The 14,732-nt window shown below is 69.1% G+C and carries 3 protein-coding genes; all 3 read right to left on the reverse strand.

What is annotated here, in order from left to right:
* Positions 1 to 6: 6 nt before the first annotated feature.
* The 3 genes from ACFWVC_RS11975 to ACFWVC_RS11985 all read right to left on the reverse strand — a co-directional run bounded on the left by ACFWVC_RS11975 (position 7) and on the right by ACFWVC_RS11985 (position 14,718).
* Positions 7 to 2,256, reverse strand: coding sequence for a UvrD-helicase domain-containing protein (locus tag ACFWVC_RS11975; protein WP_384282734.1), 2,250 nt, complete (start codon positions 2,254 to 2,256; stop codon positions 7 to 9).
* Positions 2,253 to 9,170, reverse strand: coding sequence for a DEAD/DEAH box helicase (locus ACFWVC_RS11980; RefSeq protein WP_384282737.1), 6,918 nt, complete (start codon positions 9,168 to 9,170; stop codon positions 2,253 to 2,255). Before ACFWVC_RS11980 ends, ACFWVC_RS11975 begins: the two co-directional genes overlap by 4 nt.
* A gap of 472 nt (positions 9,171 to 9,642) precedes the next feature.
* Positions 9,643 to 14,718: a class I SAM-dependent DNA methyltransferase gene (locus ACFWVC_RS11985; RefSeq protein WP_384282741.1), complete on the reverse strand. Its 5,076-nt coding sequence runs from the start codon at positions 14,716 to 14,718 to the stop codon at positions 9,643 to 9,645.
* Between the last annotated feature and the right edge of the window lie 14 nt (positions 14,719 to 14,732).

Here is a 14,732-nt window from a genome sequence, read left to right on the forward strand (position 1 = left end):
GGCCGGTCATGCCGCGGCCGGCGGCCGGACCTCGATCAGATCCTTGAGGAACGGACTTGGCTCCCCGTGCCAGAAAACATCCAGGCTGTCTCGGGCGCGCGTGGCCGCCACGAAAAGCAGAGACCGGGCGCGCTGCATCTCCGTCCGGTAGCGCGCCGGGTCCGTGGTCCGCCGCTGCTGGACGCTTGCACGTGGCACCAGTCCGTCGGTCACCCCGGCGATGATCATGCGCTGGTACTCGAGCCCCTTGAACCGGAACATCGTGCCGATGTGGACGCCGCTGTCGCCGCGGGGTCCGTCCGGGCCGATCTCCAGCGCCGGGATGCCGTGCTGAGCCAACGTGTACGCGGCTTCGCTCGCCATCTGGTTGGTCGGCACGGCTATGGCGATCTGCTCGTGCGGCACCTGGCCCCAGGACTCGATCAGCGCGGCGATCGCCTCACGCTCGTCCATCCAGTCGTTCAGCCTGTGCAGATCCGGGAGAGCACCGCTGAGCACGGACCGGTACCCGGCCAGCGTCTCGGTGCTGCCGTCGAGGTCGTCGTACGTCTCGTCGCCGAGCACGTTCAGCGCGGAGCGCAGGATCTGCCGGGTGGTGCGGTAGCTCAGCGACAGCTTCGACGACCGGCCCCGGATGTTGATGCCGAGGCTGCCGAGGGTCACCTGGTTCTTGTAGATGCGCTGGTGGGTGTCACCGACCAGGAAGAGGTCGTTGCGGTCCGGAGCGGTCATCGCGCGCAGCATCTTCCAGTGCGCGGGCCGCAGGTCCTGAGCCTCGTCGACCACGATGTGCCGGTACCGGTAGCGCAGCCAGCCTCCAGAACCGTCGGCCATGTGGATGTTGTCCAGGCCGCCCGCTTCTTCCCGCTGACGGTCGATGGCCTGGATACGGCGGGCACGTTCCGCCTCCAGCTGAGCCGCCCGCTCCGCGACCTGGTCCCATGTCTGGACTCCGAGCCGGTCCAAGCGCTGGGCGAAGCGCTCGACAAGCTGCCAGATCTCGGCGCGTTCGGTACGGGTGACCGTGCCTCCGCGTCCGGCGCGGCGCGCCCGGAAGTAGTCCGTGCGGGAGGTGACGGCCTGACCGAGGATGACCTGCGTCCATTCGTCGTTCAGGAACTCCGCGTCCCAGCCGTCCTCGCCGAGCTCGTCCAGGAGCGAGCGCCATTCGCCGACCGCCTGCGCCTCGTCGATGATCCGCTTGCGATTGCCCGGTTCTGCCTCCCGGACGGTCCGCAGGGCAAGCTGGTCGACGTGACTGATCTCGACGCGCGACAGCAGTGCCTCGCCGCCGAGCGCCAGCAACCGGGACCGCAGGTCCGCCGCGAGGTTCTTGTTGTAGGTGGTCAGCAGGACCGGCTTGGTACGGCCGGCCGGGAGCTGGGCGACCAGGTGCTTGACCCGGTGCAGCGCCACGATCGTCTTGCCGGTGCCGGGCCCGCCGCCCACGCGTGCTGGACCGCTGTAGTCCCGCGAGACGAGCTTGGCCTGGGTGGGGTGCAGGAACACCTTCCAGCGCCCGAAGTCCTCGCCCTCCAGCGCCTCGCGCAGCGCGTCGTCGGTTGTGGTGACGATGGTGGCGGGACGTTCGATGGCAGCCCGGAAGTCCTCGGGGTCGACGAGTTCCGGCGTCGCGACGGGCGCGGTGACCTGCTCCAGGACGTCGTCGTAGTCCTTGCCGTCGTACAGCGCCAGCAGCACCTCGCCGGTGAGCTGGGGCGCGTACTCGACCAGTCCGAGGAGCTGGTCATCGGTGGTCAGAGCGGCGACGACCGGGATCAGGGATGGGGCCACACCCAGATCGGTGAGCTGTTGTTCCGACCACTTCGCGAACAGCGGCTCCGGAACGGCCGGAGCGGCGGGCTCGGTGGGTGTGGTGCTCCGCAGGGCCGCGGGACTGAGCACCTCCTCCTGCACGACCTGCAGGTCCACGTACTCGATGCCGCCGGTGACGCGGTTGACCGAGTACGTGAGCCGGTCCAGATGCGCGTACACGTCTTTGCGGTGCTTGACCGAGACGATCAACCAGTCGTCGTCGGCCAGGCGCAGCAGCAGCGCACGGTATTCGTCGTTGACGCGCGCCGAGTACAGCTTGTCGTGCCCCTGCAGCTGTTTGAGACGCAGGCCCGCGGAGTCGGGGTTGGTCTTGAACTTGTGCTGGAAGTCGTAGATCGCGCCCTTGACCGGCCGGGGGAGCTTGAGGATCTCCCGGTCCGCCTTGTCGAGCAGGCGCAGCGTCACGTTGTTGCCGGTCACGGCTGTTCGTTCTCCCCGTTATCCGTGGTGGTGCCGTCAGGATGGTCTGGATGCTTCCGCTCTCCGGACGGTGGTGCGCCGCCGATGCGGTCCGCGATGTCGTCCGGGGTCCAGTCGGCGGCGGGCCGCACCTCCCATCCGGCCGCGGCGAACGCACGGTTGCGGTCGCCGGCCTCCGGGTCCTCGTCCTCGCCCTCCGGCGGGCGCGGGGCGAGGACGACACCGACGCGTGCGGCGGGCCAGGCCAACTCGGCCAGCCAGCCGTTCTCGTCGAGCTCGTAGCCGTCCTCGGGAACCGGGACACCGCGCGCGGCGAGGGCCTCGGCGAGCGCGAGCAGGCCGGGCTCGTCCGGGTCGAGGTATTCGACGACCCGGTCCCACGCCTCGTTCCGGACGGGCGGGGCGACGCCCGCCGCGGACATCTCCTCGGCGGCCGGGGGCTTCGGCGAAGGCGCGGCGGTCTCGGCCGGCGCGGGCGTGCCGTCGGCGGTCGCGGTGGTGACGAGCGTGGCGCGGACACTGTCCAGGACACCGCTGCCGCCCGTGACGGCCAGTGTCTCGACGGCGAATCCGTCGATGTGGCCGGTCGTGAGCTGGACGGCGTCACCGCCGCCGGTGTCCAGGAACTGGAGCAGGTTGGACCAGTACAGCCAGGCCCGCCAGCGGCGCTTGTGCGCCTCCTCCCGGGTGTGGACGCCGGGTGCGTCGTCGAGGAGGACGATGCCGGTCCACGCGGGGGGCTTCGCACGGCCGTCCGCGGCGAGGACCAGCGGCAGCCCCGACCGGTCGGTGACCGTGAACAGTTGTACCGGGCCCCCCGGTCCTGCGGGTGTTGTGCCGCGCAGCGCCGCGTTGATCTGCTCGCCGAGTACCTCCGGCGGCAGCGCGACGGGGCGGGCCCCGGTGCCCATGAAGCCCGCCAGAGCGGCCTCCGCCCGCCACTGCCAGCGTTTGGCGGCCGGCTGGCGCAGATACTCCACGAGCTGGACGGCCGGGTTGACCCACACCGTTTCCGCAAGCTCACCGGGCAGGGCGCCCCATACCTTGGCGTAGTAGTCGCGGGCCTTGCCGCGAGCCTTGTCCTCGTACGGTTCCCACACCGGGTCGGTCGGGCCGGCGCCCGCGTAGCCGGTGTCCCGGACGCGGCGCTGCCACTCCTTCACGTCGCCGTAGGTGAGCTGGAAGACCCTGAGCCCTTCCGCGCGCAGCCGTGTGCGTTTGTCGGCGTCGTCGCCGACGCGGTTGTGCTCACGGCCGGCGTGGAACTCGTAGCCGTCCAGGTAGACCGCCACGCGCGGGCCGGGCGCGTCGACCCGTTCGAAGAGGACGTCGGGGCGGGTGCCGTCGAGGACACGCTGCTGCGACACCCGCCAGCTCAGCGTGGTGCCGTCGGCCGCGGTCAGTCGCAGGTCGAGTGCGTGGGTGCCGGCCGGCGTGATGTAGGCGTCTCCGCTCGCACGGCTCTCCGGAAGTCCGGCCCACTCGCGCAGCGTGTCGATGAACAGGACTTCGAGATCGCTCTCGGCCTGTTGGTGCATCGGGATGTGCTGGGTGGTGGCGACGTGCGAGGTGCGCCAGCGCTCACCGTCCGCACCGAGCAGCTCGTCCAGCATCTGCCGGACCTCGTTGCGGCTGACCTTGTCGTAGTCGGCCGGTGGCACTCGGCGCAGCAGGCAGCGGTGGCAGCCGTCGAGTCCCTTCTCCAGACAGCCGCAGCCCTCGATCACCTCGCGGGCCTTCAGCAGGACCTCGCGGAAGCCGTCGGAGGTCGCCAGGCGGTGCAGGTACCCCGTGCCGCCGGGCAGCCGGTCGTACACCACGAGGAACCGGCGCGGCCAGTCGCGGTCCTCGCCGTCCGGCATGGAGGCGGCGGTGATGTCGATGTGGTCGGGGTCGCCGCCGTAGCGGGCGGCTATGCCCGCGAACAGGGCTGCGGTGAACGAGGCGAGCCGCTCCTTGGCCCGTGCGACGGACGCCGGCAGCAGGATGCGGACGGCCTCCGTCGTCAGTTCGTGCGCCAGCAGCAGCGGCACGTCCACTCCGGCGCCCTGCTCCTCCCCGCTGCCGCTCAGCCGTCGGCGCGGGCACCACAGCTGGTGGTGGGCGCTCGCGCGGGTGGAGCGGGCGAGCGAGGCGGTGAGCGCGTGCTGTGACTGGTCGACGACCGGCCGCCCGTCGGCCGTCGCCCCACCGCAACTGGTGCACACATAGAACGGGTTCAGGCGTACGTCGTCACCGGCCAGCGGAACCGTGCTGCTGCCGTCCTGCCGGTCGACCCCGAGGTTCAGGGTGCGGACGACGGCCTTGCGTGTGAAGTCGGCGCCGAAGACGGCGGTGTCGTGCCTCCACGATCCGGCCGCCAGGTGCGCCGGGTCGATGTCGACGGTGGTGAGGACCCCATACCGCCTCCGGTCACGTTCGTCACGGTCGTCTCGCACCCGGGCGTCGTCCCGCTTGTCCCGGGACATCACCCGCCGGGGCTCCAGCACGTGGTGCACGCAGCCCGCGTCGGCGATCTCCCGGGAACCGCACCGCGGGCACGGCGACGTGTCGCTCTTCGGGTCGCCGTGGGTGCGCGCATAACCACACGCCGGACACAGGCGCCACACGGCCCACGCGCGCCGCTCGGGGCTGCCGATGTCCAGAGCGCGCACGACGTGCCGGTAGCCGTTGACGTAAAAGCTGTTGCCGGGCGCGAGTTCGGTCAGGGCCAGCTTGCGGGAACGCTCGTAGTCGCGCACCTCGCTGCGGTACACCCATTCCCGGCGCCCGTCGTCGCCTTCCGGGGCGGCCTCCGTGCCCTCGTCGTCCCCGGAGGCCTCCTTCCAGTAGAGCGTGGCCTCCAGCGACGTCGTCGTGTCGGTGAGGCTGTAGTTGGGCAGCAGACCCAGTTCGACGAGGGCGCCGTGAGCGCTGGTCTGGCTCAGCTCGCGCAGTAGCTCGCCCGTGGCGCGCCGTTCCGCGATCAGCTCACGCCGCTCCGCGCCCTGCTCACTGTCCTCGGCGAGCAGCCCGTCCACGGCGTTGTCGATGGCGGCGATACGGCGGCGCAGCTCCTCGCGGCGCGCCGTCCACTCCTCCTCGGCCTCCTGAAGGGCGCGAGCGATGCCGCCGGTGGCATAGGCGCGCAGCTCGCCCGCTGCGTGCGCGGACACCCCCCGGTCGTCGTCGGGGCCGCCGGACGCCTGTGGGAACAGCGCCAGGAACTCCTCCACCAGCCGCGCCCCGTGGGTGAGCGCCGCGTCCGACAGGTCCTGGCACCAGCCGGTCGTGCCGAACAGCGCCGACGACAGGCGCGGCACCGGCATGAGCAACTCGCCGTCCGCGGTTGTCAGCTCGCCGCGCGCCGCCCGGTCCAGCAGGTGCGCCGTATACTGGCGGCGCAGGATCTCGACAGCCGACAGGTAGCACCCCGGCGGCACGATGTCACCGGCGATCATTTCGGTCGGGTCGTCCAGGTAGTACCGGTCGCGGGCCCGGCGCCCGCCGAAGGCGACCACTAGGGCGTTGCCGGTCCTGCGTCCGGCACGCCCGGCACGCTGCACGTAGTTCGCCGGGCCGCCCGGCAGCGAGCCGAGCAGCACCGCCGACAGGTCGCCGATGTCGATGCCCAGTTCCAGAGTGGGCGTGCAGGAGAGCACATTGGGGTCGGTGTAGTGGGTGCCCTGCCGGAACGTCCGCTCCACTCGCTCCCGTTCCGGCCGCGTCAGCATGCCGGTGTGTTCGGCCGTGACGACCCGGTAGGTGCCGCCGGTCAGATACAGACGGCGGTAGTAGTCGGCCCGGTAGTCGCGCTCCAGTTTCCCGCCGAAGCCGCCGCTGCCCGCCCCGGTCGACGACATGCCGTACTGGGGAGGGGTGAGGATGCCGGTACAGCGCCAGCGAGGGCAGGGGTGCCCGTACCAGCGGGTGCGCCGCTCGGGCGGCACCACCTGCTGCCAGCCGCACTCCTCACACGACACGAACGCCTTGTTGACCAGGTCGTCCGCCAGGAGCCGCACGTGGATGTGGCCCGGCTGCAGCCCGTAGACGCGGGTCGTGCGGTCCTTGGCGGTGCGCGCCGACAGCACGCCCTCGTCCGCGAGGACGGGCAGCAGCCGGCGCAGGTACTCGGTAGCCTGTGCCGCGTCCAGGCCGAGGCAGCGCCGCGTCCAGTCCTGGTACCAGTTGCCACGACCGGTGATTGTGTCGAATTTCGTCTTCTCCTTGGGGCCGTCGAGGAGGAACCGCGGCGGCGCCACGTACCCCTCGGGGAAGGCGGGCATCCCCTCTGGCCGCTGCCCGGAGATCAGGTACTGGTTGACTCCCGCTTCCTTGATCCAGGTGTCCAGCCACCGGTGCCGCACGCCGCCGCGCAGCCGCACTCGCTCCAGCAGCCCCCGCACGTACGCCAGGTACCGGTCGGGCGTGGGCAGGCCGCCGGCAAACCCCAGTTGCCCCGGCAGCGCGAGGTGGAGGTCGCGGGCGAGCGCGACGATCCGGTCGGGGTCGGCGATCACCACCTCCGCGGCCGTGGTCCGGGTCAGTTCCAGGGTGCGTCCGAGCCGAGACCGCAGCCCGAACTCCATGACGGTCGCGAAAGCGAGCCGTTCCCCGATGAGCTTCCACGTCCGCGCGTCCCCGGTGCCTCGCCCCGACAGGAGCCGGTCCACGCCCGGTTCGTCGTGCAGGTCCGGTGGGACGACCGCAGCCAGCGTCCGCGGGTCGTCCACGGAGTCCAGCACGTCGCCGATGAGGTCGTTGAGCGGAAGCGGTGTGCCGGCGTCGTCCAGTTGGTGTGCCAGCAGCGAGCGCAGCGAGAACTTGTACGAGGCGTTGGCAACATACCCGGCCCGATGCGCCGCGTCCTGCGTGGAGTCGTTGAACAGCAGCGTCTTGCGCTCCTCCGGCGCCAGCGCGATCTCCTGGCCGCCGGTGAAGAGCTGGGTGACCGTGGCGGAGGCGAGCGCGGCGAGCGCGGTGCCGAGGAACCTGATGCCGTTGTCCGCGTTGCATGCCGGACAGGTGTCGTCCTTGGCGGCCTGGTCGGCGGTCTTCTTGTCCAGGACGGCCCGCGCGAACCAGGCGTCCTGCAGCCCCTCCCCGTCCTCGGCGACGGGCATGCGGTAGGTGCCCTGCGCCCCGTCCAGCACCACCACGGACAGCGGGTCGGCCCCGCCGTCCTGTTTCGGCCCGGTGCCGGTGAGCGTCGCGACGGCGTCCCGCGCCTCGGTCGGCGTCGCCGAGATGAAGTACCGCAGCCGGCGCTTGTCACGTCCGACGGCGGCCTGCCAGATCCGCAGCGGGCTGGTCTCCAGCTTCTGCGGATCAGCCTCCGGGGACAGGGCCGCCCAGCCGGAGCGGCCGCACACGCGGCAGTAGATCGCCGGCAGGTGGACCTGGGCCGGCCGCTGCACGGTGTCCGAACCGGGCAGCGCCTGCGGCCGCCGCGAGTCCGCCGTCGGCCATTCGTCGCTGTCGGACGCATCTTCGGAGGCGGACGCCGCGGTGAGCGCGGAGCGCCGCGCGACGGTCCGCTCGTCCTCGTACCAGCGGAACTCCGGCCGGGCACCTACCCCGCTCAGCACCCGCCCCACCGGCCGGACCCACAGGTGAGCCTCGATGTGGAGCAGCGGACGCGGCCGGCGCTCGTCGGACTCCGGATCCCGCGCGGACGACAGCAGCGCCACGAACCGCGACAGCGCCTCCAGCGCGAGCCGCGGGTTCTCCCGCGCGGTGCGCGCCCACGCGTACCCGAAGCGGGCCATGCGGTCCCGCAGCCCCCACTCGTCGAGCGGCTCGCCGTTCAGCAGAGCGAGCACACCGTGGGTGAAGTCGTGCTTCCTCAGCAGCCGCCCGATCTGGAAGGCGTCCAGGCCGCGCCGCCCCAGCAACCGCTCGGCGAGTCCGTCCAGGTCGAGCCGGTCCGGGTCGGCCTCCACGCCCGGCCCGCCCGAGACATCGATGACCTCTTTGGGGCTGGGAGGCTCGGGCAGCTCGTAGTCGATGTCGCCCACGAAGTCGTCGGCACTCAGCCGCTCCTCGCCGATCACCGAGTGGGCCCCGAACGGAACGCCGAACACCTGCTCGGCGACCGTGAGGATGCCGCCGGCGTCGCCCCCGCCCTCACCGAGGGTCGCCGAGGTCGCCACCGGGCAGATCGAACCGAGCGGCCGCTCCGGCTTCGAGGCGCCCACGGCGGCCGCAAGACGCCGCAGCAGCATCGCCACGTCGGTGCCCTGAGCGCCGTCGTAGGTGTGGAACTCGTCCAGCACCACGTGCGCCGGGTCCGCGCCCTCCCACAGCGAGCGGTCCTCGGCCCGCTGCAGCAGCAGGTCCAGCATCTTGTAGTTGGTGATCAGCACGTCCGGGGGCGACTGGCGCATCTCCTCGCGCCGCGTCATCACCCGCCGGAAGTCCGTGTCCGGCTTGTCCCCGATGTAGAGGCCGGCGGTCACCTGGGCCAGCTCCGGCTGCGCCAGGTAGTCGCCGATACGACCGGCCTGGTCGGTGGCGAGCGCGTTCATCGGGTACAGCAGCACGGCCTTCACCCCGCGCCGCCCCAGCGCCTTCTGCCGCCGGCAGTGGTCGAGCACGGGGATCAGGAACGACTCGGTCTTGCCGGACCCGGTGCCGGTCGTCACGAGAGTCGGCTCGGCAGCCCCCTTGTACGTGCTCAGCCGTTGCCATGCCTTCGCCTGGTGCCGCCACGGCGTGAACGACGGCTGCCACTCGAGCGCCGACTGCCACCCGTCGCCTGCGGGGTGGAAGGGCGTCCTGATCCGCAGGTACGGCCCCCGGAATATGCCCGTCTCCGGATCCCCGAGGAACCGCTCCAGCGCGAGCCGCGTGTCCTCGTCGGCCAGCGCGTACGTCGTCGTGAGGTACTGCGTGAGACTGCCGCGGAGCTGCGCGGCGGCCAGAGTGGGCTTCACGAGGACCTTTCGGACAAGTCGGTTACCGGGACCGCCGGTGTGCAGCGCCGTGACAACCGGCGAAGTCACCCTGACGATCGGCATCAAAAATACTGCCCACCGCGGACAACAGTACCCAGGTGGTCGAATCCCGTACGTCCGTGAAAGGGGTCAATCGTGCGAATGGGGCAGGTGTTCGCATGATCGGCGGTACGCATACGGCCAGGTCTCGGCCGCGCCCCGTCTGGCAGCGCGTGGTCGACGGTCAGGTCCAGCCCGTGAGGTCATCGACGAAATCCGCGTACGAGCGGTTGCTGCCACGCGGGGAAGGGACGAGCTGGTGCTTTAACGCCTCACGGACGACCGCGGGGCCGTCGCTCTCCCGGAAGACCGGCAGGCAGAGCCCCCGCGGCTGGTCGAGTGGAGTGTGTGACACCGCGACGGTGGGCACTTCGATGCGAGAAGCGCCCACCGTCGGTATGAGGAGCGGCATTTAAACCTCACGGCTCCCAGGCGGAGTCCAGCGGCCAGCGGCGATCTCCTTGTCCAGGCGACCTTGGAAGTGCGCGTGCGCGGCGCGCATCTCAGCCTCGCGGTCGGCCTTGTAGAAGGGGGCTGTGTAGCCGGCCGGGGGCGGGGCGGTCTTCGCGTTCTCCAGGTGGGCCAGGAGGTCGATGTAGTCCTGCTTGGTCTGGCCGTACCCGTAGGTGTTGTGGTTCGCCGCGATCTTGCGGCCCTTGGCGTCGAAGTACATCTCCGATTCGTAGTCCGAGAGAACCGGGTAGCGGGATTTGTAGATCGCCACAATTTGGTCGGCTGTGATGCCGAGCCAGACGGAAACTAGGGCGTCGAGCTCAACAAGGGCGGCTCGGCGTTCATATTCCGTGCGGAGGGGGGTGTCATATTGCCAGTGGTGTTTGAGGTGCCCAGCAAGCGGCTTGAGGTTCGGCCAATTAGGGTTGGCCCAATCCTCGTATCCGGGCCAGGTTGCGCGGAACAATTCCTGCCACAGGGGGGCATAGGCGCTGGTCAGAGAATTCAGACGGAGTGTGCGGAGAAGGAGAGGGGGTGTGAGCGGGTGGGCTTGAGAGGGAGCTGGCATTTTGAGCGCTTCGCCTGATCCGAGATTAGCCCGCCCCGTGATACGTAGAAGGTAATCTAGTGGAAGAGATGCCCAAAAGCCCGCAGAAAGGACGGTCTGCAAATTGTTGGAGAGGGCCATGGATTGGAGGGCGTGAATGTGGGCTGGCCCGGGAGGGATCAAAGATGCGAAAAGGCTGCGTTCGTTTGAGGGTGGAATCATCATTCGCCAAGCGAGACGGAAATATTGCGTATATCGGCTTCCGTTCCATAGATCCTGTGCGTCATCGTAATCCGCTTTAGAGTTGGCGCGATGGTAGTTGGTTCGCGGAACGGCATCTGATGGCAGTTCTGAAAGATCTAGTGCAGACCAGTCGCCCTTACTCTTGCAGTTCTCGTTGGGCTGTTTGAAGAACGGATTTGCGATGTGAATGTGCGGCCCCTGGAGAATGGTCTCGTCTTCTGCGCTCGGGAACCCTGTTGCCCAGCGAATGTAGCCGTTCTCCTTTCCGGATTTCTCATGATATCCGGAGCTGGTGAATGGCTTGAAGTGGGAGAGTCGCCCTTGAAAGCGAGCGAGGGCTGAAATTGCTTCCTGTTCGTTAACGGTGACAGGGTAGAGCAAGGGGGCTTGGAGGGCGCTAAGCTTCGCCTCTCCGGACAGGCTGAGCCACTCGTGCAGGAGTTCCTCGTCGACCTGTACTATCCGGCTTCGATGAGGGCGAATCTCCCATTGTCCTTCATGTTTGATCCCCGGCAGTGGCCCCCGGCCATCATGTGATAGGGAATCCAGGAGAGTGGTTGGGGAGAATAGCCAACTAATATGAGTGAAACTTGGGCGACGCCGCCTTCCGTAGATATGAACCCCGAAGCTGACGGGGTGGCCGATTTCTGGGAAAATGTTACGTTCATTCACGAAATGGGCATGGAGGCGCAAGTGCTCATACGTTGCAGATCGAAGGGCGGCTTCCCTGGACCCGCCAAAATGAGTGTCTGGATGAATGAGGCCGATTGTTCCTGAATTACTTGCGTTCTCCCAAGCCTTACACATGAAGGCTCTGTAGAGGTCCGGCTGAGTTGCTGCGAGCAGAGGGTAACTTTCCTCGGAACTTAGTGCCGTGACGGTTCCGACATTTTTCGAAAGCTCATCCAGGAAGAAATGGCGGCCTGGCGATGAATTTGTTCCGAGGGCTGTGTTCCTTTGCTGCTTCCACTCGGTGGCGGACGGCTTTTCAGTCAAGGAGAACCATGGTTCAAGTTCTGCGAGGATCAGGTCCTCTTTCCAAATTGGCCGAACCCAAGGTGGATTCCCCACCTGCAAGTCATACCCGCCCTGTGCGAAGACCTGCCCGAACTCCAGCTCCCAGTGGAAGAACCCCTGCCGCTCAGCGACGTCCCGCGCGACCGCCGCCCACGGATACCGCGACTCCAGCGAGGTGAACCGCTCCATGCCCATCCACTCGGGCAACTCGTTCTCGTAACGCTCCAGTTCGTCCAGCGTGTCGAATTGGGCCACCAGCGAGTCCGCAGCCACGTCCTGTGTGCCCAGCAGCGACTCGGCGAAGTCCAGCCAGTCGTCCAGCGAGGCCAGCGCGATCACCGGGCGGCGCTCGCCCCGGATCTGTTCCTTGCGGCTACCGCCCCGCACGCCCTTCGACTTGACCTCGACGACCTCGACCCCGCCGAAGAAGTCCTCCTTCTCATATGTCTCCCTAGCGGGCGCGTTCGACTGTGCCGGGACCGGGGTCGCCGGCACGACCCACCCCGCCGACTGTGAGGCCACCGCCGCCGCCCGCGCGTACGACTCGTGCGAACCGTCCAACAGCGCAGCGTCCTGCACGGGCCAGAACCACAGCGCGCACCACGCGTCCATCAGCGTCTTCAGGCGCCAGTACGGCGTGTCGACAGCCTCCAGGTCATCCTTGACCTTTTCCCTCGGTACCGCGACCTCCGGTGAGCGCAGCCAGCCGTCCTCCGCGCCCCACACGTCGATGCGGCGCGAGATCTCGCGCTCGGAGATCTCCAGCCGACGGACGACCAGCCCCCACAGGTACTCCGCCCGCCTGGCCAGGCCCTGCAGGCGCTTGGTCTGCGTGGCGCTCGGGGACTTGGTGATCGCCTTGCGCCAAACAGCCAGCGCCTTCGTCTCCTCCGGGGCCAGAGTCTTGGCCTCCTTCTCGGCCGCGACCGCGCCCCACTCCTTCGCGGGAAGCAGGAAGTGGTGCACCGCATCCTCGGGCAGCGGGGTGCCCGCCAGCGCCTCTGACAGCGGGAAGCGTTCCGGCGTCGTACCCAGCCAGCCGCCCTTCTTCAGGCTCTCGGCGGAGTAGATCTCCCTACGGCCGCCGATCAGTGAGTTGCCGCGCCGCAGGTGCAGGCCGAACCACGGTGCCTCCATGCCGGGGTGCATGGTGTTCAGCCACAGCGACACCTCCGCCAGCTCAACCGCCGTGTTGTTGAGGTCCACGCCGTAGGAGTTGTGCAGGGCGATGTACGCCTTGGCCCTCTGGAGTTCGACCGCGTACTTCTCGGTGTCGATGGCGACGCCCAGCTCGTCCTGACGGCGCCGCAAGTACTCTGCTGCGACCTGGTTGATTGCCTCGTTGAGGAAGGCGCCCGAGCCGAGCGCCGGCTCGCAGATCTTCCAGTCCAGTAGCTCGCGTGCCTCGGTGACCGTGTCGTCCTGGTCTAGTCGGTGCTGCAACGCGAGCTGGACCGTCACCCGGGTCAGCGACTCGGGTGTGTAGTACGAGGCCGACGTCTGGCGGTCACGCCCGGACAGGCGGTATACGAACGCGCCCGGCGCGTACCGCACGCGCTCCTCCACGCCGGTGTCCTCGTCCTTGTGCCGGACGAACACCTCGTCGGGGTACTCGTCGGCCTTCGTCGCCGGGACCAGCCAGGAGCCGTCCTTCGGGTCGCCGTTCTTCGCGACCTCGTACAGCTCCTCGCCCGCGACGAAGCCCGAGTAGGACATCAGGCCTTCGTACACGGCGCCGAGCTGGTTGATGCCGAGCTGGGCGTATGAGATGAAGCCGCCGCGCTCGCGCCTCCTGCCGCGGGTCAGCATTAGCAGGCGCAGCACCCGGTACAGCGTCTCGTTGCGCAGGCGGGTGTCCACGAAGCGCTCCCCGCTGGCAGCCTCCGCCTCGGTGTCGACGCGCGGGTCGGGGACGGCGTGCCGGCCGATCAGCCGGATCGCGTCCGGTTCGAACAGCTTGGAGTGCAGCGGCTCGAAGCGCAGGCCCACGTCCTCGGAGGTCTTCGCGGTCACCGCCTCGGCCAGCTCCGCGTCCGCGCCGTGGGTGCGGCGCGGGCGGTGGCCCTCCTGGACCTTGCGGAACAGCAGGTCCAGCGACTCGTAAAGGTAGAAGCCCTTGCGAGACTTCTCGTCGACCAGGTCGCGTTCGGCGATTAGCTCGCCGATGCGGCTCAGGCCGTAGCCCATCTGGTACTCGGGGTAGTCGGAAGGCAGGATGCCCAGCTCAGGGCGTGCTTCTGCGTACAGCAGAAACAGGACGCGGTACAGGTAGCGCAGCGACTCGCGGGTCAACTGGCGGCCCAGCTCGGGTAGCTCCTTGACTTCCTCTGGGCGGACGCCGGCCTCGCGCAGCCGGTCCAGGACCTCGTTGGCGATCAGTTCGACGCTCAGCCGCAAGCCGTCGCGGAGTTCGCTGGAGACGCCCACTGCATGCTTGGTCGACTTGTCGAGCAGAGAGGCGAGAGGATTCTCGCCGCCCTCCTCCGGGGTGCGCAGCGAGTCGGCGCCGAACAGGGCGGCTACCGTGTCGAGTTCGCCGCCCGACTTGACGTCGTTGCGCTCCAGCGCCGCGTCCAGCGAGACGGCCAGGTAGCGGCCCTCGCCCCACGCGGCCCGGTCGGCGAGCACGACGACGCCGCCGACCAGCAGCAGGACATAGCGGGGGGCGTCCTCGCAGGCGAACAGAAAGGAGGCGAGCTTGGAACCGGTGGTGATGGTGTGCTGGCCGTCCAGGCGCACTTCGTCCAGGAGGCGTCCCGCGCCGTCGGGGTCCAGCGCGTCGTCCGGTTCGGCGGACCAGCCGCAGTCCAGGGCGACGAGGTCCTTCTCCGCGTGCGCGACCGTCACTTCGTGGGACTGGTCGGCGCGGACGACGGTGAGCGTGCCCGGCTTGGCGTCGAAGCCGAGGGCGCGCAGCACCTCCGTGTTGAGCGCGCGGACGCGGTCGCGCCACTCGGGGGCGTCGTACGTCACGGCGTCGTCGCCGGTCGCCGCACGCTCCTCGTCCATCGTGAAGTACGAACGGGCCGCGAAGTAGGGGCGACGCAGTGCCCGCAGGCCCGCGCGCGGGGTGACGGGCAGCGCGCCGTCGGGCCGGGTGCCGGCGGCGTCCTCCTCGCGCTGCTTCCACTCGGCGAGCAGACCGGACTTGAGGTCCTTCGGGAAGACCTCGGCGAGGTAGTGCGCGGAGAAGTAGTCGCCGCGGTTGACCAGGCTGTCGTACGTCATCTTCGTGTACCTCT

Source organism: Streptomyces sp. NPDC058691 (assembly GCF_042714775.1).
Taxonomy (GTDB): Bacteria; Actinomycetota; Actinomycetes; order Streptomycetales; family Streptomycetaceae; genus Actinacidiphila.

Coding starts and splice junctions, on each gene's coding strand:
- ACFWVC_RS11985 (WP_384282741.1), bottom strand. CDS start 14,718: ATGACGTACGACAGCCTGGTCAACCGCGGCGACTACTTCTCCGCGCAC.